Origin of the sequence: Tunturiibacter gelidiferens (genome assembly GCF_014201335.1) — a bacterium.
GTDB classification, from domain to species: domain Bacteria; phylum Acidobacteriota; class Terriglobia; order Terriglobales; family Acidobacteriaceae; genus Edaphobacter; species Edaphobacter lichenicola_E.
On the sequence record NZ_JACHEB010000001.1, the window covers coordinates 403307 to 422638 of the forward strand.

The following is a 19332-nucleotide window of genomic DNA, read 5'->3' on the forward strand; positions in this document are numbered from 1 at the left end:
TGAATGCGTCACGGTAGCCCGTTGGTGAGTTCATCCCACCGACGGACATAGGCCACACCGCGGTCATAACGAATCACTACAACCTCGGCTCCGCGTTCGATCGCGCTGCCGTCCTCGCTACGCGCAGCAGAGGCGCGGCGGGCTCCAGACTGCGAAAAGATGATCTCGCCAATGCCGTTGCCGTCCCGAATGGAATCGCTGACTTGCGCTAGCACACCGGCCATCTCGGTCTCCTCCAGCGTTAAGACGCGCTCGCGCGGGAGAAGCAGCTTGAAGAGAATCGCCCAAATAATCATGGCTCCGGCGAAGCCGCTTACCAGAGCAACAAGCAATACCAGCAGCCCACCAAAGATGCTGGAATGATGCAACAGATAGCCTGCGCCCCCAAACCAGCAGAGAAAAACAGTAAGTGTGAACCCATTCACAGCAGAGAGTCCTGAGCCGCGATGGGCCCCGCCGTGGGCTGCGTGACCATGAGCCATATGACCAATGTGAAAGCGGCCGATATGCAGATGCGCAAAACCTCCGACAACAGAGATCAGGCTAAGGACCAGACCAACACCGAAACAGATGAGATAGAAGGAGTCCATATTATTTGGTGCTCCGTTTGCCAGCCTTTGATGGCAGGGTTTGAGTTGCCGCCGCAACCGAAGACTCATCGGGCCGCAGGACGTGAAAGAGGCGGTCCAGCAATGCAGGCGTCTCGAGAATGCTCTCGATCAAGAGAAAGCAGCGTCGTGAATCGCTATGGTTCGCCAGAGCGAGCAACGCTTGGCAGAGCGCCGGATCGCGACGAAAGCGCTCAGCGCCGCCGACGAGCCAGAGGTCGAGCTTGTCCTCAGCAGTACGAAGGTCGGAGATCAACTCGGAGTGATAGCCCTCCGGATCATCGACAAGGTAGCCGGGGTGCACCTGAAAGAATTTCGCTAGTAGCAATCGCGTCGTATTTGTCAGATGAGGACGTGCACCACTTTCGATCTGCGACAGATATGACTGGCTGATCGTTGCCTTGCTTGCTTTTTTTTTGCCGGTGCCGTTCTGTTGCTGAATCGCACCGACTAACTCCTGCTGTGTCATAGCGCGGTTGAGGCCGCGAAGATTGCCTTCGACTTCGCGAAGATAACGAATTTTGTCTTTCAGCTTCATGGTGTATTACAAATTGCGATATTTATATAGCAATTCGTAATAAAAATCAAGACCCCATTTTATGAATGAAATCAAGCTCGGTACATACCACTTCTAAAGACACCGCCCCCGCAAAATCGCTTTGCATATCTCAGAATCGATGACCCAGCGTATGCTGGCCACATGCTTCCGCCTGGCTGGCGCCCGTCGCATTCGCGTTGCCTGTCGACTCTCCTGCTTTACGTCGTCTCCCTCCTGGTAGCTCTCCCCGAGCCATCGGCGGGACAAGCATCCACGGGATCTTCGCCAACATCTTCGCCCGCTACGCTGATCGAAGGACTAGGGAAAGCGGTCGCACCGCTCGACGGTCCCTGGCAGTTCCATCTGGGCGACGACCCGCTCTGGGCCGTCCCCTCCTACGACGACTCTCAGTGGGAAAAGCAAATGGCACAGAGACCCTGGGGCGAGCAAGGGCACGCTAGCTACACCGGCTTCGCCTGGTACCGCCTGCGCCTTTCGCTCAACCTAGCTTCAGGCAATAGCTGCGACTTGAGCCTCCTCGTACCGCACCTTGACGACGTATACGAGATCTACTGGAATGGACGCTCCGTCGGTCGCAGCGGAAGATTCCCTCCTTCTCCCATCTGGTACAGATCCTCCGACGAGCCCGCAATCTACATTCTTAGCCCCGGAACCACTCAGTCACCGGAGCGCGAACTTCAGGGCATCCTCGCCATCCGGGTTTGGAAAGCGCCTCTTCTCTCCGACGATTCTGGACTATCGGGAGGGTTCGAGGGAGCCCCGGTAGTAGGCACTCCCGACTCCATCGCAGCCTACAAAACTACATTGGACTACCAGTGGCTTCGCTTCAATCTGGTCTCTTTCAGCGAGTACCTCCTATACGGAATCGCTGGCCTCCTCAGCTTCCTCTCCTGGCTTCGTGACCGGCAGCAGCGAACCCTCTTATGGATGACCGGCTTCGCCCTGAGCCCTCTGGTCCGTCTAGCCCTCTATGGATTGCGCATCGCATGGCCCGTCGGATTATCAAACGCTCTGGGGCCTCCCGTCTCTTCAATCCGCGACATCTCTCTTTGGTTTTTGCTGCTTTGGCTTCTTCATCTCGACCACGACCCGGCATTGATTCGCCTCGCCCGCCGCTGCGCCGTTGTCAGTTTGTCTACAACCATCCTCGATGGTCTTCTGTCCCTGCTGGATGCCAGCGTCGGGTGGTTCTGGGTTATTCAGATTGCGGACGCAGTGCTCACCGGGATCTACTTCATCACCGCCGCCATGCCTCTTCTCCTCGTCGCCCTCGCCATCAAACAACGGCGCCGCTTGGATTTGGCTCGCAGGCTTGTGGTTATCGCCGCATTTCTCTCAGGAATGATGCAAGTTATACAGGGCTTGGCGCCCCAGGGCAGTCGTTTCACGCACTGGACTCTTGCCAACAAGTTGCGCGAGCCCATCTTCTTGATCAGCGGTAGTGCTGTGTCCTTACCCACACTGACGGGAACCTTCCTGCTCGCCGCCCTTGTCTACGCGATCTATCGCACTTCGATGGAGGACCGCCGTCGTCGCAGCCTTCTCGATCATGAGATGAGCAGCGCGCGCGAGCTCCAGCAGGTGCTCATCCCAGAAACAGTTCCGTCGGTACGTGGCTTCGCGATTACCAGCTCCTATCGCCCCGCACTTGAAGTTGGTGGAGACTTCTTTCAGATCATTCCCCTCGATGACGACTTCACCCTCGTCATCCTTGGCGATGTGAGCGGCAAGGGCATCAAGGCCGCCATCGCGGTCTCACTCATCGTCGGACTAGTGCGAGTCCTCGTTGAAACGACGCAGAGCCCTGCCCAACTGCTAACTGAACTTAATCGACGCCTGTGCGGCCGGTTGCGAGACGGCTTTGCCACGTGTCTAACCCTGCGTGTTGATTCCCACGGCAATTGCCTCATAGCGAGCGCAGGACATCCCCCACCCTATGTCAACAATCAGGAGCTCGAGGTCTCCGGCTCCTTCCCGCTCGGATTGTTTCCTTCCGTTGCGTACGAGGAGAGCTGGCTGCGTTTGCAGGTGAACGATCACCTCGCTCTCTACACCGACGGTTTACTCGAAGCCCGTAACAAGACCGGAGAAATTTACGGCTTCGACCGGGTCCGCAACCTCTTCTCTACGCTCCCCGACGCCGCCAGGGCAACAGAAGCCGCGGTACTTTTCGGCCAGGACGACGACATCACTGTCGTCACCCTGGTCCGTGTACCCATCGGCGAAGAATCAGCCGACCTCTCCGCCAGCAGTCTGAACTTATAGAGTCTGCCGCACCGAGATCAACGTGTTTAAGTGCCTTTGAGAACATCTTTCTTCTCATCGAAGATCCTCTTGGTATCCTCCCTCACCTTCTGTGCAATATCGGTCCATACGGGATTGATCGTCTTCAGATCCACTTCGTCCCTCTCTCTAGCTTCGTCAAACTCTTTGGCTTTTTTCACTCCGTTCATATAACTCGACATCGTCTTCACTATCTCGAAGGCCGATGCAACCACAACACCCATATCATCTTTCAACTCCTCGGGCACTCCCTTATACACTTCAGCTTTGTGCTCTTCGATCCACTGGAAGACGATTGGTATCACAACCTCACCGACCCAACGGTTGTAAGCGTCCAACCCTTCAACTCCTGCAATCCAGGACGGATGCATCGCCCAATCTGGATGAGCGCCGCAAAGTCCAAATCCATTACCCGGTTTAATTAAGCATTGAGTGGTCCATTTGATATGCATGACTGTCTCCTCGCCGATGCTGAGATATAGAAGCTGTCTACAATTGCAGTGAGATTTCAGGGGGGACACCTACAACCCGGTTGGCCACCAGAGCTCTATCCGTCCGATCCCGCACCGCATAAACCGGCACAGCACGTTCGAGGACAAAGCTAAGGTGCAGTGTTTATAGCATTGATTCTGTGTCGTTGCATATGGAAGCAATGGATAAAAGTGGGAGATTCGGAAGCGAGGACGGGCAAATACGGCTTCAAGTTCCGCGTAAATCAAGCAACACGTCCTCGCGAAGGTAAGCGCTCACTGTTGCGAGGGAAGCAGCAATCCTGACAACAGCCGGTTCATTCGCTGTTGTTTGAGGAATAGGCACCGAGCGCGCCACCAACGGTGGATCCGGCGTTTTAGAAACATCAACTGTACTCATGCCACGAATCTCTTTGAGCACACTCGTGGAAGTGGCGACCGCTTCTGCAACTCGCGGATCGTCTACGCCCGCTTCGCCAACCAAACCTCGCCGCAGGATTGCTAGTCGCAACATGAAGATGCTGCGTATCAGAGGCAACCACGAACGAATTCGACGCCGTGATGTGAGATCGAGTTCCCTCTCCCGTCTGAATTCGAGCAATACAGCATCAGCCAGATCGCGAACTTTGTCGAAGTTATTTTCAATCTTCTCCCGTAATCGCGTGACGGCAGGGGCCGCTTCGACACTGCCACGCGCCGGAAGCTCCGTGATGCAATCAAGAGTTTCATCAAATAGTTGCGTCATCGTAGTTGCAGCAGGACGCGACCATAGTCGATCAAAGATCAGCCACATTGCAACTAGCCCGAGAAAAATTCCAAATACGCGATCCCGCACCTGAGTGAGCCCCACGTTATAGTGTGGATCGGTCAGATGGACACTCTCATAAGCGAGTGCCATCTGACGGCCGGCATACGCGATGCGTGGTGAAGCAGTGAAGACCCAGGCTGAGCAGAAGATAGCCGCGGCCAACGTCAAACTGAAACCGCCTATGGATTGCACACGCGGCAGAATGAGTATCTGGGCCACAAAGGCAAAGACACCACCAATAGCCGCTCCAAAGAAGCGAAGCATCTGCTTCTGCCGTGAGGCCCCTGCACTCGAGAGCCCCGTCACGATGCACGTGGTAAGAGCGACGGACAGACCGGGCCAATTAACGGCCCAATAAAATAGATAGCAACAAATAGCGGCGAGAGACGCGCGCATGGCGAAACGGAGGGTTGCGGGATCCGTAATCGCTCCGGGCCGAATCAGACCCTTCGGTTCTGCGTGTTGTTCGGGAACGCGTTCAGCAATCAAATGGCTTGAGTAAACCTGCGTAAGTATGGCAACCGAATATTCGAGCCGATACACCGGCGAGTGACGCAGTTCGCCGGGCTGCGGAGCAGGCAACGGAATAGGTTCCGGTGCACTTCCTGCAATAAAATCCGCTCGCACCTGATCAATAGCATTCACTATCGCACGCAGTCGCGCTTGCTGATTGGGAACAGCTTGACCAGGCATCTCCACCAGACTGTAAGTGAATTCAACCATGTTGCCGATGAGACCGATGGCTGAGTTTTGTTCGTCGCGAACCCGTCGCGAATAGTTCAGCTCGAGTAATGTCTTTCGTATGCGTCCGGTCCCGATCATGAAGTATTGCCGCACACGCCGTCGAAGCAACGGTCCTGGTGTACGCCCGTCCGAGATCACTTCAAGACAGTTACGTAAAATTAAGAGTCTCGTATCGAGACCGCGCTGCACGCCATTTTGCTTTTTGTCGATTGCTAAGACATATTGGACGGCCAGAAAGGTCGCGATGCCGATAAGCAGGCTCAGCAAAATGTAAAGGATGTTCTCAAAACGAGCATCTGAAGAGAGTCGCGCATCATCGAGAACGTCGATGCCCGTAGCCACGTAGAGTCCGAAACTGGTCGCCGCTGCGTGATCCTCCCCAGCTTCAATCAACCAGCAAGCGAGGAATAGCGTACAGACGACCCAGAGAAAATGCAGCATTGGAGATCCAAGCACGAAGACCGCACCGCACAGTACCCAGATGGCGGCAAAAAAAAGGAACAGGATGCATTTTTTCGCTGCGCGAAAGCTCGCTGCAGGCGTGTCCTGCATCAGCAGGAGCGGATAATAGACCCCGAGCACAGCGCTTGGTAACCGAAAGGTCAGCACCAGGATGGCTGCAATCACGGTTGCAACCGTGTATTGAACCACTTTTTCGAGGCGTCCTGGATACGGCTCGAGCTCATTGCGTACAAGCCGCCACAGCCCTAACTGATATGACCGCCGCGTCCGTGCCGCTATGGAAGCGGAACTAGCGATGACTGCCTCCCTGAATCGTGACAAGGCTCGTGGCACCCACCCGCAGCACTTCGGCCGGCGCATTGAGGATTCGAACGCGGACCGGATAACGTGCAGCCAGATGCACCCAGTTGAGTGTTCGTTCGGTTGCCGGCAGACCAGGTTTTAGGACACCAACGACATCAGGGTCAGGTATAACCCCGAAACCAATACTGTCGACGACTCCGTCAAACTCCGTATTGGGGGCCTGCATAATAAACACCCTCGCGTGATCGCCAGGATGAATGTGAACGAGTTGGTCCTCGCGGAAGTTTGCGACCGTCCACCAGATTCGCGCATCGATCAGCGTGAACAGTTGATCCCCGATATGTGCGTAGGCACCCTCGGCTATCGTCAGATTGGTCACTCGCGCATCGAAGGGTGCGTACACCCGGCAATGGTTGAGGTTATAGTGAGCGTGCTCCACGGCGGCCTGCCGGCCCTCGCGCTGTGTCGTCAGTGGATCGAGGATCCTGACCTCGTGCCCGCGCTGCTCAACCTGCGCTGCATTCTGACCAACCTCGGCGACCGATTGAGTCTGTTCTTCAAGAGCAGCCTTGAGCGACGCTTGTTTCAGCACCAGTTGCGCCTGCGCCTGCCGAAGCTGTTCAGCTCTGGCCTTGGTGTTCGAGCGCAGTTGATCTACCTGATCCGCAGTCACGAACTTTCTGGCCAGCAACGGCTCGGTACGCTTGAGATTGCTCTCCGCATAGTCATATTCAGCCTCCGCCTGCTTGACGACGGCCTCCGCATGTCCTACGTCAGCCGTTGCTTCATCGATCAACGTTGTAGCCCGATGCATCGCAGCTTCAGAAGCGTTTTGCGCGGCTCTTTGAGCAATGACGGCACTCCTCTGACCGGCAATTTGGCGCGACTGATCGAGAATATTGCCTTCGAGCGCGGCCTGTTCCGAAAGAGCTTGCTGAAGGGCATAACGATAAGGCAGATCGTCGATCTCATAGAGCAGATCGCCCTTGTGCACAAACTGATTATCCTGCACGGCCAGGTGCACTACTGGCCCTTCTACAACCGGTGCAATCCCAATAAAATTTGCGAACACTGTAGCGTCGTCTGTTCGTGGATGAGTCGACGTCAACACAATAACCAAAATGAGGCAAAGAACAGCGCTCGCGATGATGGTCATCGAGATCGTTTTCCCCACTGGATCTGCGACCGTTCGAGGATCAATGGAATCGTCCATATAAGACACCTCCTAGTAAAAGAGAGCCAGCCACAACAGACATGTGAGCGTAATCGAGAGCGCGATGTACACCAGGCCAAGTGGATTCAGACGAGCTTCATACCCCAACCGCCTAAGCACTAGATGTATCGCTACGGTTAGTGCAATACCGAGGACAAGGCAAATCAGCCATCCCGGAAAATAAGAGCCGTAGATGCCGATCGACGGTGCCCGTCGGCAGCCGCAGAGCGTGGCCAACGGCATCAGCCTCCAGAATCGAGGGCGACGTGGTCCTCGAGAATCTATGACTCCGAGGAATGACTTAGCAGGCCAATGAAAGTGGTTCATGGCGCTGGTCTCCTCGCCGTGGTTTTAAGAAGATCTCCCGTGCTGTACGCCAGCTCCGCCAGGGAATTAAGTACACCGACCCGCGCTGTAATGTCAGCCGAACGAGCATCAGCCAAGTCGCGCTCGGCGGCCAGGAGGTCGACCAGGTTGCGTATACCAAGTCGATAACTCTGCAGTGCAGCTTCATAAGAATCCGTCGAGGCGGTCAACAGCATGGTCGCGGCATCGCGTTGTCGGAACGCAGTGTTGACATCCGAATAGGCCCGCCAAACCTCATCACTCACCTCATCGCGCATACGATCAACCGCGGACTGCGCTTGTTTCTGCGAAGCATGTGCCTGTTCGACTTCGTTCCTGCGGCGCCCGCCATCGAACACGGTCCAGTTCAGCGAAAGGTCCGCGTGATAAGTATTTGCGCCAGCATACACACCTGCAAATGGATTTTGTTGGCCAAATGCTCTGAGAAAACCCTCGTCGCCCTGAATCGTCAACCGGGGGTACCACTCGGAACGAGCGCTCGTAATCGCGCCGCTGGCCGCGCGAACCCGCTCCATCTGAGCAAGCAGATCAGGGCGTTGCGAGAGAGCCTTATTGATCGCATGCTCAGCAGTTTCATTCAACTCATTTGGAATTGGGAGGCTGTCGAGATTCTGAACTTTGTAGTCACCGGCTGGAGATGCTGTGAGTACGGTCGCAAGATCACCCGAAGCGATCAGGCGCGCGCCTCGTGCCGACTCGAGGTTATAGACAGCACGGGCCTCCGCGCTGCGAGCCTCGAGTAAATCAGGAACCGTGGCCACACCAAGATCAAGTCGTTGCTCGGCTGCTTCGCGAACGGTGCGTGCCGAAGTTAGATTGGCCTCGGCTGCAGCAACTTCACCTTGAGTCTGCTGAAGCCGGAAGAAGGCCGCAAGCACCCTGCTCACGATCTTCAAGTGAACCTGGTTGAATTCAAAGTTGGCTGCCAGAAGCTGTGCACGGTCCTCGTCGATGTGTCCGCGACGCTCGCCGAAATCGAGAAGCGTATAGGAGAGGCTGACGGCAAGATCGTACTCTCCGATCGTTTGCAGCGCAAAGTTTTCATTGATCAGAGCGCCGTCCTTCGACGTTACCCCTAAAGCGCCCGCCACCAGTGTGGGATACAGGTCAGAGCGGGAGATTCCTAATCGGTCTGCGCGGCCTTTGGCGAATGCCCAGGCTTCACGAGTCTCAGGATTATTTAGCTCTGCGAGATCGATCAGCTCCGCGAGTGTATAAATATGGGTCGGGTCAAGCTTCAACTCGTTTCCCGGCCCCGCATGCAAACCGCTCTCTGTGCGGTTGCTATCCCATGGGCGGTCAGGAACCTGCGGGGCTCGTTGCGGATGCGCGATAACTGGCAGAACGATGCAGACGAAGGCAATGCTCCACATTCGTCCGCAATTCGACGGGAGTAATCCTTGTATTTTCATCTCCGGAACTCTTCACACTGAACGCAGATTTGTTGAAGACAAGTTGAGCCAGCTTATCCTATGTGCAACACTCTGGACCGATTGCAAGTAATCTGGAATCCACTCGAACTCTGCAGCGCGATAGAGGCGTTAGTCATGGATAGGCGCAGAACGGGTGGGTGAACTCGCAGTTATTTAATCACACGTCGACGATCCAGGTTATCGAGCATTTCGTGAAACAGAAGACCGGGAAGACTGTGTACCAAGAAATCTGAGCCCATGGCGGCGGTCGATTTCGCGTGAGTTAGACGAACTGCCTCCGAGTGCACACAGATGATGACGTGAAGTTGGAGTATCTCGACCGCGACAAGTTTGTGATTCAGATTCGCGAGGCAAAGGACAAGGAATCGCCTGCGAACGATCCCTAATCGTCTCCGCTACAACGGATGCGGAGCGATTCCCAGTTGAAGCGCGTCCAAGGACGCCATCCAACGTGACGTTTACTCTGCGACCGAAGACATGATAGTTGGGCTTACCGCCTAGTCGAATGCCTTAATTCCCGTGCCCTATACTGCGACGCCATCCCGAATATTCCATTTTCTTTCATTATTGTGAAATTCGTACCCGCCATATGGTCATTATTTAGATCATTGTGCTATTGTCCTCCAGTTACACAAAGGATGGTGTTCCTATGCAGGAAACAGTAACTGGCCCGCGCTTCGTCAAACCCCTTCACACTCTTTCAAAACTACTTCTGCTCGCCTTAACTTGCATCGGTGCCGCTCAGGCGCAAGTCGTCCTCGCTCCGTCTACCCCCCAGGTGGGCTCTTCCAATCCTGTCAGCGCGGAACCGTCCGTTACACGGCCCAACGTCAAACCTTGCACCGTTTCACTGCTTACCAACGCGCCCTTTGACAACTTCAACGCAACCACATTCAACTACGCCCCACCCGCCGCCTGTCCCGGTCCTTGGGCCAAGGTCATCCTCACGGCAGACTTCACCGTCTCCGCAGGAAACCAGTTCGACCGCTCCGCTTGGTTTTATCTCGGCGACGTCAATATCTTCTTCGGCACTACTGCCGAGCCCCGCAACAACCTCAGCCCCTCCTGGCACATTGAACGCGACGTCACCGACCTCACCGCGGTTCTCAAAACCGCCCAGCCGGGCTCGGCCACTATCGGCAACATCGTCAACTCCACTGACACTAGCACTATCTTTGCCAACGCCGCGCTGGAGTTCTTTCCTGCTTCGCCGCTCGCCCTCGCTCCTGCTACGCCGGACATCGTCGTAGGGCTCAGCTCCGGCAGCAATCCTGCCGCGCTCAACACCACAGCCGACCAGGTCAGCCAAACCGTCAATCTGCCGCGCAACGTGGAGAAGGTCTATCTCGACGTATTCGCCCAGAGCCAGATCGACGATGAGTTTTGGTACCTGTGCGTACCCAACGACCAGACCGGCCCCCTCGAGAGCTGCGGCAACACCGCCTTCCGCGAAACTGAGATCAGCATCGACGGCAAGCCCGCCGGTGTCGCGCCAGTCTATCCCTTCATCTTCACCGGCGGCATCGATCCCTTCCTCTGGGAGCCCCTTCCCGGTGTCCAAACCCTCGACTTCAAGCCCTATCGCGTCGACCTTACTCCCTTTGCCGGCGTGCTCGGCGATGGAAACCAGCACACCGTTGCCGTCAGCGTCTTTAACGCCGACAGCTTCTTCAACGCAACCGCGAACCTGCTCATCTTCACCGACCACGGCAGCCGCGAGGTCAGTGGTGGGCTGATTAGCAACACCCTTAGCGCTGCCCCAACTCCGCACGTCGACGAAAACCTGACAACCAGCTCAACCGGAGTCGTAACGGGTACAGTCTCGGTCGGCTCCAACCGCACCTTCTCCATCAGCGGCTTCGTCAACACCTCGCACGGCCGCGTCGAAACCACGGTCGAACAAAAGGTCGACTTCCTCAACACCCAGACCTTCAATGTCAACCCGAACATCGGAGCCGACGTGCAAAACGTTGTCCAGACCAGCACTGTCGATTCGCAAACCACGACACGGCAGGGCTTCTTACTGGAGACAGTGAGCAAGCATGTGTCGTATCCGTTGACGGTGGACTTTTCCTTCACTCCCAACTCGGGTGGCACCTTCACCCAGGCAACGTCGGTGAATCAGCAGAATCAGCAAACCGATACAAAGGCTCTCAACGGATTCCCTCTGTTCGAAAGCAACACGCAGGAGCAGGTCATCTCCAAGGACACCTTGTCGATCAATGCCGCCGACCAGATCACCGCTGCAGCCGGCAACTCGAGTGCTTCCTTTCACAGCAATGACTCGCTCGGTAACTGCTTCAGCCGTTCGCTCACAGCCGAGAACCAGGTGCTGACGTCCGTCACCGACGGCAAGGGGTGTAAACCGGAGAAGCGGTTCTAGACTGCACGCCGCGACGTGAGGGGCAGTCCTCGCTGCTCCTCACGTACAACAGGACTGATTTATTAAACGGCCTCGGATGCCCAGCTCTCGTTGAAGGCGGAGCGAGATCAGACCCGCACCCCAAGTTTCACCCCTGGAATCCTACGCATCGGCCTCGATAACTGTTAGGCTCTTCCCGGTCTCTCCCGCCCGAAGAGAATCCGCTGTGACCACCAGGGTGACACCTGGAGTGAGTTCTCCGTTCAACCTATCGCGGAAGTCATCGGGCATGGTCACTCGAGCACGGTCGGCCGCCGACACTTCCCTGCTACCGGTCCAGTTTTGCCCAGGTAAGGGCAGTTGCATCCAATGAAATCCCTGGTCGTCGACTTTAGAGAGACTGTACGCTGCCGTTTCGGTTACGGGACCCGCGATGGTCACATGCGCGGAACCAATCAGAACACCGTTCCGCAACACTATGAGCCTCTGATCCGACGCGCTTAGGATGAGAGATACCGGTCCCGAAGCAGACTTCTCCGGTTGCCAAATGGACGGCCCAGTTTGCGCAGCAGCATTCGCTGCGACGCTTTGCAGCAAGTCGGGGGTCGGAGCGACGCGTGGCAATTCCTCGAGATCTGTAATGACAACTGTCATCCCAAGTGAGCTCGCCTTGTAGAGCAGTTTGGCAAAAGTTAACGGCATTCGAACACAACCGTGGGAGGCGGGAAAGCCCGGCAGATTTCCAGCATGCATCGCAATCCCGGTCCAGGTGAGCCTTTGCATGTAGGGCATTGGCGCGGAGTTATAGAGATTTGACCTGTGATCGATATGCTTCTGCAACACGGTGAAGACGCCGGTTGGCGTTCGATGACCCGCCTTTCCAGTGGAAACAGTCGAAACTCCGATCAACACGCCATTGCGATACACGGAGCATCGCTGCACTGGCAAACTGATTATGGCAAGAACTGGTCCGGAAGGTGCGACTGCCGGTGCCCACAGATATTCTCCCGGCTTCAGACGCTCAATGGCGTCCGTAACGCTTGCCCCGTCGAGCTTGGCCTGCAGCCCCTCGGCTGTTCTAAGATGCAACCAACCTAGAGCGATACTTCCCGTCGCATTTTGGAGGAACCTTCGCCTGGTACTACCCATATCCATGTAACTCTCCAATTGAAACGATCTGTATGACAGATTCTGGGGATGGCCACCGTCTCTCAACGGAGAACTAGCTGGTGAAGGCGGCGATGGCCGAGCGTTCATCGTCCTTGATGTCAAAGACGGTATAGAGCTTGGTAATCTGAAGCAGATCATGGACCTTCTTGGTTAGGTTGAGCAGCTTGAGCTCGCCGCCCCCGTTTCTGACCGTTGTGAAGGCGCTGACCAGTTCTCCTATGCCGGAACTATCGATGTAGTTGATGTCGCCAAGGTTGAGCAAGATCTTTTTCGAACCTGTGGCTATGACATTGCGTACTGCGTCGCGGATCGTGACACTTCCTTCTCCAAGGGTGATACGGCCGCTAAGGTCCAAGATTGTGACTCCGTCTACGTGACGACTCTTTATTTTCATGCTCATGATTACGTCTCCTTTATGCCAATTACACTGGCCTGTCACAGCGAAAAGGTGCGAAAGCACCCCTTGCTCATTGGGGCAAAATATTCATGCCTTCCCGGTTCATCGAGACTCGCTCTTTGGGACCAAGACTGATACATCAGACCTCCTGGAAGTCGAGGCTTCACCGATCGTTCGAAGGAAGCATGGTATGTGCGGAGTCGAGGTCGCGTTGCGTGAAGGCATAAGCTTCCGGGAACTTTGCTCGCAGGGTTTCTGCGTTGGCCAAGCCAGGGTAGGCGAAGACTTGCTGGTTGGTGAGGCCGGGGACGAAGCCGGGCTGCTTATGGTTTATGGTTTGCAGCCAGAGACCATAGAGCATGTGAAGAGCGTTTGCCTGCTCCAACAGATCAATCTCCTGTACCACCTTTTCAGGGGGCAGGGTGGACGCGTCGGAGGTCTGTGCAGTGTAAGCGGCGGCGTGAGCGGCTGCAAGGGTCATGAGGTTGTAGCCCTCCAGTGCTCGGTTGAGTTCGAAGTATGTTTCGGCGTACCTGGTAACTTCCTTACGCGTCATCATGGAGAGGACGCTTGTCTCTCCAGCGGTGATCCACGATGCCGTAGCGATTTCAAAGACATTCGGGGGAAAGAGCACGACGCCGGGAAGTTTTGCCTGAGGAGTCCCGGGATGTTGGCGAAGGTAGTTGAAGACGCGAAGGTTGTTCTGGAAGAGCGCTGCGGTGCCGAGATCACTTTCAGCATTGCGACGAAAGGTCTCTCTGTTTTGTTCGCGCTCCTCCGCGAGAGCTTTTCGAGTCTCGGCTACCTCGTTATGGTGATGGATGCTCTCGACAGCCTGCTCGAGGCACACGGCAATGAGCAGGCCGATGACAATGGTGGCGATGTGGACGAAAAAGTCTCGCCAGGAGTGAACAGCGTGATCGGGTGGGTGCACATCGAGCATGTGAGATGTCTCCCGGAGGTAGCTGCAATGATATTGAAGATCGCGACCCGGAAAGTCGAAGTTGTATCGTAAGAATTTAGAAGCAAGTCACTGAGATCGGCGGCGCGCCCCTCCTCCAGAACCTCTTGTACGTCCTCCGCCCTGTTGCCGCGCCGCGCCGCCGGATCGTTGGAACTGCTCCGTCCGTTGCGTTCCTGTTTGGCGCGCCTGAGCATCTCGGTTAAGCTGCTGCATTGTTCCTGAAGAAGTTGCTGGCTGTTGCGCAGCACCTGGCCTGCTAGCTGCGCCTTGTGGACGTTGCTGCGCCTGGGCACCCTGCGTTCGGCTTCCATTTTGGGCATGAGGCGTTGGCTTGGGACCCGTATCTGACCAGCCGCCGTTGTCATACTTTTGCCAGCCGCCACTCGAATCCTTGCGGTAGACATCTCCGTTCTTGCCGGCGTACATATTGTCGTTCTTCCCTTGAGCAACGAAGCCACTGTTCCCATTCGCTCCGCTGTAACCAGCGCCTCGCGCTCCTTCAGATGTACGAAAACCCGCCGCGGTTCCCTGTGAGTTTGTTCTATGTGCGGTCTGCGCCCACTGATCGCCGCGCACCGCGACGGAGCTTCCCCAGTTGCCGTAAGCATTCGACCCTTGGCGCGTTGCACCATACACACCGGTATAGGGGTTGTAGGTGCGTGCGGCTGTCGCGCTGCCATATGGGCCGTAAGCTGAGACCGATCTGCCGTACCGTCCTGTGAAGGGGTTGTACCAAGCCGCCCCTGTTACACCTCCATACGGACCATAGGCTCCTCGTGCGACACCATAGGTGCCCGAGTGGGGGCTGTAGAAGGCACCAACTCCGTACGTGGTGGGATAGGGACGATAGATGGGATAACCGTACGGTGGATGGTAGTAGTAAGGCGGATAGTAATAACCCGTCCCATACGCGATCGTCAGGCCGACAGCCGCACCCACAAGAAACATACCGAGATATCCCGCCGTGTGATCGCACTCGACGGTAGTTGGAGAAGTTTGCACCTGCGTAACGTAAGTCACGTTATAGACCGGCGAACTTGGTGGAATCGTATAGATCTCTTTCGGGACAGAGCTTGCAACTTTCCACGGACCATTCGGCGTAGTGGACATGAACCAGACGGCCTGAAAGCAGAGGTAATATACATCTCCGACCTGAATGACCTTGTCTTGTGTATTAGTCGCGTAGGACAGCGTCGTAGTATCGATCGGCTTGAACTGAGGTTCTCCGTCGTACTGAACTTTTACCTGTGCCTCCGCTTCTTTGATATTCACAACTGCTGTAGTTGGGATCTGAGCCAGGAGAACAGCATCTTCTGCCTCTTCCGTACCCGGAACCGACGCTAAAACATCGGAGCCCGGCCCATGCGGCGGGATCTTCGCAAAGTCCGAGGGCAAATCCTCGCTCGCATAGGTCCACGGCCCATCAAGCGAAGCGGAACGGAACCATCGCCCCGAAACCAGGAAGTAATATTTCTGTTCGTTCGTCTGAACGAAGACCGCGCTCTTTGTATTGGTCGCGTACGTGAGTTGAGTGCCCGGAATCTTCGTATAGATGGGAGCACCTTTGAACTCAATCACCTCAGCCGGAACATTACTGAAGAACACCGCGGGTGCAGCGCCGACGGGACCTTGCGGCGGTATGGCCTTCTTCGCCTCCGCCCAATTCTGGTCGGCAGGAAGCTTACTCATCTCCTTTGGAAGTTGCGCCGCCACGGTCCACGGCCCTTCAAGTTTGGCAGCCGTCAGCCACTGCTTTCCATTCAGCAGGTAATACTTCTTTCCTGCCGTGTCGAACAAGACCGTCCAATTCGCGTTGACGACAAACTCAAGTTTTGTCTTCTCGATGGGCGCACGTACCTCTTTGTCATCCACCAACAGCAGAACGGTCGGCACTCTACTGACAAATATCTTCGGAGGATTGTTATCGACCTTCACGGCCGGCCCCGAAACTTTTCCCTCTTCCACCTCTGCCGTCAATCGGTCGAGTGAGATCGTCATCGTGTTATCCGGCTTGAAAAACGTGCGAACCAATTCGTCCAGCTTTGCGTCGGTCGCCGTGTCTACCGACGGAAACCGTGTGTCAACCAACTTAATGTTGCTGATGACGACCGTCCGGGTCTCCTTGTCGGCATCGGTACGGGCTTGAATAGAGACCACTCCGGGCGTAGGCTTCCCGCCCGCCGGAGTGACAGAGATTGCCATTCGGGCGTCTAGTGTCCGGTAATCCGCCCACTGATCAATCTGCGGTTGATAGTAAACAATACGCGCCCCATTCTGGGTAATCTCACGTGGCCAGCCGATATCTTCAGCGAGCATCAGAGTGGGGACTCCGCAGAGCAAAAGCAGATATGCAACGATCTTTCTCATGCCACCCTCTTTCCCTGAACAAAATTTACTTGTCATCTCAGGAGCCTCAGTTCAAACTGAATGTCGATCTTGATTGCAGACGGCCAGGGCCCAGCTTCTCGAACTGCTGTAGCGTTGATCAACATGGCATCACCATCTTCGCGGGTCCATTCGCGTCAGTCTGATCCTTCCGAATCCCATGTTTGTTCGCAGAATCACCATCACCGCGAGATTCAGCAGTTGGTGGGCTTTCACCGGAGTCGGTTGTCTCATTGAGGTATGCAGGACGCCGGCCTGATTTGTGCCACGCAAAGAATTTTCTCCTGATCTAAATCGGGAGATGGCTTCGAAATTTTAGACAAGCAACTGATCACAAGTAAGCCAAGGGCTAATCAATCCCACCCTGGCGAAGTTTGAGCAGAGCAGCACAAAGGGAGAGTATCGATGAAGGGCCTGCTCATCCTGGCACTCTCTGTGATATCTGCGACGGCCTTCGCGCAAACGGAAGGCGCACATATCTCAGGCAGAGTGACGGACGTAGGCGGCGCAGTGATCGCCGGGGCCAAATGCACGGTCACCGACATCGACACCAACATCTCGGCCTCTACTGCAACCAACGAAGACGGGATCTACGTCCTTCCCGGCCTCCACCCAGCCCACTACCGGTTGACCATCGAAAAGGATGGCTTCCGCACCGTCGTCCAACCCGACCTTGAACTCTACGCCCAGGACGCCGCCAACGAAAACTTCATGCTCGCACTCGGCCCCAGGACGGAGACCATAACCGTCGAGGACAGCGTTCCCCTGCTTCAAACCCAATCGGCAGCCGTCAGTACAGTGGTCAACCAACAGTTCGTGGACAACATGCCGCTTAATGGACGCAGCTTTCAGTCCCTGATCTCGGTGGCGCCTGGCGTAGTGTTCACCTCCACTCAGAATGACGGACCTGGCCAGTTCAGTGTGAATGGCCAACGCAGCGACGCCAACTACTTCACGGTCGATGGTGTCAGCGCAAACTTCGGCGTTCAAGTAGGTGCGCTCAGTCAATCGCTGGGCGGCGCGATCCCGGCATTCACCTCGCAGGGTGGCACCAACGGATTCGTCTCCGTGGATGACATGCAGGAGTTTCGCATTGAAACCTCATCGTACGAGGCCGAATTTGGACGTACTCCCGGCGCGCAGATCTCTATCGTCACGAAATCGGGCGCAACAACTTCCACGGTACGGCCTTCGACTACCTGCGCAACGACATCTTCGACGCCCGCAACTACTTCGACACGCCTCTGCTCCCCAAGCCACCGCTCCGCCAGAATGATTTTGGGGGAACCTTTGGTGGGCCCATCACCAAGGACAAGACCTTCTTCTTCTTCTCCTATGAAGGGCTTCGGTTGCGCCTGCCCCAGACGGCCTCAGACCAGTTCTATACCGCATCGGCACGCGCGGCCGTCGCGCCGGTCTATCAGCCGCTGGTCAATGCGCTTCCGCTCCCGGATCCCAATGCACCCCTCATCGACCCCGCCTGCGACAACATTACGAATCCGTGCCAGGCGAACATCGTTGCCGCCTACTCCAATCCCTCTAGCCTTGACGCAATCAGCATCCGCATCGACCATCATCTGACGAAGAAAATCAACCTGTTTGCACGCTATAGCCACGCACCGTCGTATGACGCGACCCGCAATTGGGAGGAGGTTGGGACTAGCACCGTCGATATGGATACGTTCACCGCGGGCGCCACTATTCTGCTCACTCCTGCCATGCTGAACGACTTCCGCGCAAACTGGAGCCAAAGCACCGCCGGCGTTACCACCTCCCTCACCGACTTTCAGGGTGCGGTGGTGCCTCCTCTGTCGAATCTATTCCCGTCATCGTCACCCTACACTCCCGGCACAGGCCAGGCTCTCGTCTTCTTTCCGGATGGCGAGGATATGGAGGTCAGGCAGGGAAGGCTATCTAGCAATTCAGAGCAGCAGCTTAATTTCGTGGATACGCTCTCCTGGGCCTTCGGAACACATCTGTTCAAGTTCGGCGTGGATTATCGACGTTTGACCCCCACGGCTGGGCCTGATAGGGGGTATGCTTTTTTTCCCTCAAGTTTCGCACTGTTGAGAGCCGGGACGGTAGACACAGCCCTTTTGTCAAATTTCGCCACAAATTTCTCCGATTCGCTGGACCTAAGTCGGCTCTTCATTCCATTCCGTGCGACATCGAACCACATTGATAGCTGGAAACATTGTTCGATGCCTGCAAGTCGCAAGACACAAATTGTCGAGTGCTCTAGTCGCTGAATGTGCTGCACAAATATGATGCCGGGGCAAGAGTCTTTTTGTGCCCTGGACATTGCAAAATTTCACAGAAATATTGAAGTGTCTACGAAAACAACTTCTTCGATAAGGAGCGCGACGAGACTCGAAGCCGACTGTGACCTTGCCCTTCGGCAACGGCGTGCTTGAAGTGATCGTGACCGCACTTAACGAAGAGCGTGTACCCGGCTGAGTCCTTCGCGCTCTTCGCAGGAACCTCGATCTCTGCCGCAATACGGTGCGACTTCGCCCTTACATTCGGCCGCTTCGTCGAGGCGTTCGTATCAGCCCGCTCCTCGTTGACCTGCATCCGCCTACAGACAAACACCCCAATGGAGTATTCGGGAGAGTGCTGTTCGTTCGTAGAGCATGGATTCGATTCGCCCCCTGAGGGTTCGAACGCTCTAGCCCTCCATGCGGCACATCTCGGCATAAAATTCCCGTTGCAGCGGTTGCTCGAGCGACAACAGCTCACGGAAGTGAGACCAACTCAATTGTTGCGACAGCGTGGCAGGAATCTGTTCACCATATCTGCCGTGCT

17 protein-coding genes are annotated in these 19332 nt (G+C 55.8%); 4 read left to right on the plus strand and 13 right to left on the minus strand.

Annotated elements, in window-relative coordinates:
- Positions 1-8 precede the first annotated feature (8 nt).
- Entirely contained in the window at positions 9-590 is a 582-nt protein-coding gene (locus tag HDF14_RS01620; RefSeq protein ID WP_183972903.1) for a hypothetical protein, read from the minus strand.
- Between the two features lies 1 nt (position 591).
- Positions 592-1146, minus strand: a complete 555-nt coding sequence (locus tag HDF14_RS01625) for a helix-turn-helix domain-containing protein (RefSeq protein ID WP_183972905.1) — start codon at positions 1144-1146, stop codon at positions 592-594.
- 162 nt (positions 1147-1308) lie between these two features.
- Between HDF14_RS01625 and HDF14_RS01630 the strand changes: the two genes are divergently transcribed.
- Positions 1309-3432, plus strand: a complete 2124-nt coding sequence (locus HDF14_RS01630; protein ID WP_183972907.1) for a PP2C family protein-serine/threonine phosphatase — start codon at positions 1309-1311, stop codon at positions 3430-3432.
- A 26-nt stretch (positions 3433-3458) separates the two neighbouring features.
- Here HDF14_RS01630 and HDF14_RS01635 read toward each other — a convergent pair whose 3' ends face one another.
- The 5 genes from HDF14_RS01635 to HDF14_RS01655 all read right to left on the minus strand — a co-directional run bounded on the left by HDF14_RS01635 (position 3459) and on the right by HDF14_RS01655 (position 9228).
- Entirely contained in the window at positions 3459-3902 is a 444-nt protein-coding gene (locus HDF14_RS01635; RefSeq protein ID WP_183972909.1) for a hypothetical protein, read from the minus strand.
- 247 nt (positions 3903-4149) lie between these two features.
- Positions 4150-6123, minus strand: a complete 1974-nt coding sequence (locus HDF14_RS01640) for an FUSC family protein (RefSeq protein ID WP_183972911.1) — start codon at positions 6121-6123, stop codon at positions 4150-4152.
- Positions 6124-6223: 100 nt separating this feature from the next.
- Positions 6224-7450 carry a biotin/lipoyl-binding protein gene (locus HDF14_RS01645; protein ID WP_183972913.1) on the minus strand — a complete coding sequence of 409 codons (1227 nt, stop codon included), beginning with the start codon at positions 7448-7450 and terminating at the stop codon, positions 6224-6226.
- Positions 7451-7462: 12 nt separating this feature from the next.
- Complete coding sequence (locus HDF14_RS01650; protein WP_183972915.1) at positions 7463-7693, minus strand: YtcA family lipoprotein; 231 nt, start codon at positions 7691-7693, stop codon at positions 7463-7465.
- 80 nt (positions 7694-7773) lie between these two features.
- Positions 7774-9228 (minus strand): TolC family protein, encoded by a 1455-nt coding sequence (locus HDF14_RS01655; RefSeq protein WP_183972917.1) that lies wholly within the window; start codon positions 9226-9228, stop codon positions 7774-7776.
- 670 nt (positions 9229-9898) lie between these two features.
- Between HDF14_RS01655 and HDF14_RS01660 the strand changes: the two genes are divergently transcribed.
- Positions 9899-11632, plus strand: a complete 1734-nt coding sequence (locus HDF14_RS01660; protein WP_183972919.1) for a peptide-N4-asparagine amidase — start codon at positions 9899-9901, stop codon at positions 11630-11632.
- A 141-nt stretch (positions 11633-11773) separates the two neighbouring features.
- Here the strand turns inward: HDF14_RS01660 and HDF14_RS01665 are convergent, their stop codons facing one another.
- The 4 genes from HDF14_RS01665 to HDF14_RS01680 form a co-directional block, all read right to left on the minus strand.
- Positions 11774-12766 (minus strand): L,D-transpeptidase, encoded by a 993-nt coding sequence (locus HDF14_RS01665; protein WP_183972921.1) that lies wholly within the window; start codon positions 12764-12766, stop codon positions 11774-11776.
- A 67-nt stretch (positions 12767-12833) separates the two neighbouring features.
- Positions 12834-13181 carry an STAS domain-containing protein gene (locus HDF14_RS01670; RefSeq protein ID WP_183972923.1) on the minus strand — a complete coding sequence of 116 codons (348 nt, stop codon included), beginning with the start codon at positions 13179-13181 and terminating at the stop codon, positions 12834-12836.
- Between the two features lie 160 nt (positions 13182-13341).
- Complete coding sequence (locus HDF14_RS01675) at positions 13342-14121, minus strand: hypothetical protein (protein WP_183972925.1); 780 nt, start codon at positions 14119-14121, stop codon at positions 13342-13344.
- An 87-nt stretch (positions 14122-14208) separates the two neighbouring features.
- Positions 14209-16509: a hypothetical protein gene (locus HDF14_RS01680; protein ID WP_183972927.1), complete on the minus strand. Its 2301-nt coding sequence runs from the start codon at positions 16507-16509 to the stop codon at positions 14209-14211.
- A gap of 423 nt (positions 16510-16932) precedes the next feature.
- Here HDF14_RS01680 and HDF14_RS01685 point away from each other — a divergent pair, with 423 nt between their 5' ends.
- Both HDF14_RS01685 and HDF14_RS01690 read left to right on the plus strand, forming a co-directional pair.
- Positions 16933-18108, plus strand: a complete 1176-nt coding sequence (locus tag HDF14_RS01685; RefSeq protein WP_183972929.1) for a TonB-dependent receptor — start codon at positions 16933-16935, stop codon at positions 18106-18108.
- Positions 18109-18200: 92 nt separating this feature from the next.
- A complete protein-coding gene (locus HDF14_RS01690) occupies positions 18201-18776 on the plus strand; it encodes a hypothetical protein (RefSeq protein ID WP_183972930.1) in 576 nt (191 codons plus the stop codon).
- Positions 18777-18858: 82 nt separating this feature from the next.
- On the opposite strand, the gene HDF14_RS01695 is transcribed toward HDF14_RS01690, so the two are convergent.
- The gene (locus HDF14_RS01695; RefSeq protein WP_183972933.1) at positions 18859-19101 is read right to left on the minus strand and encodes a hypothetical protein; all 243 of its coding nucleotides are present in this window, start codon (positions 19099-19101) and stop codon (positions 18859-18861) included.
- 94 nt (positions 19102-19195) lie between these two features.
- Positions 19196-19309 carry a DUF1016 N-terminal domain-containing protein gene (locus HDF14_RS27330; protein WP_406707179.1) on the minus strand — a complete coding sequence of 38 codons (114 nt, stop codon included), beginning with the start codon at positions 19307-19309 and terminating at the stop codon, positions 19196-19198.
- Positions 19310-19332 lie beyond the last annotated feature (23 nt).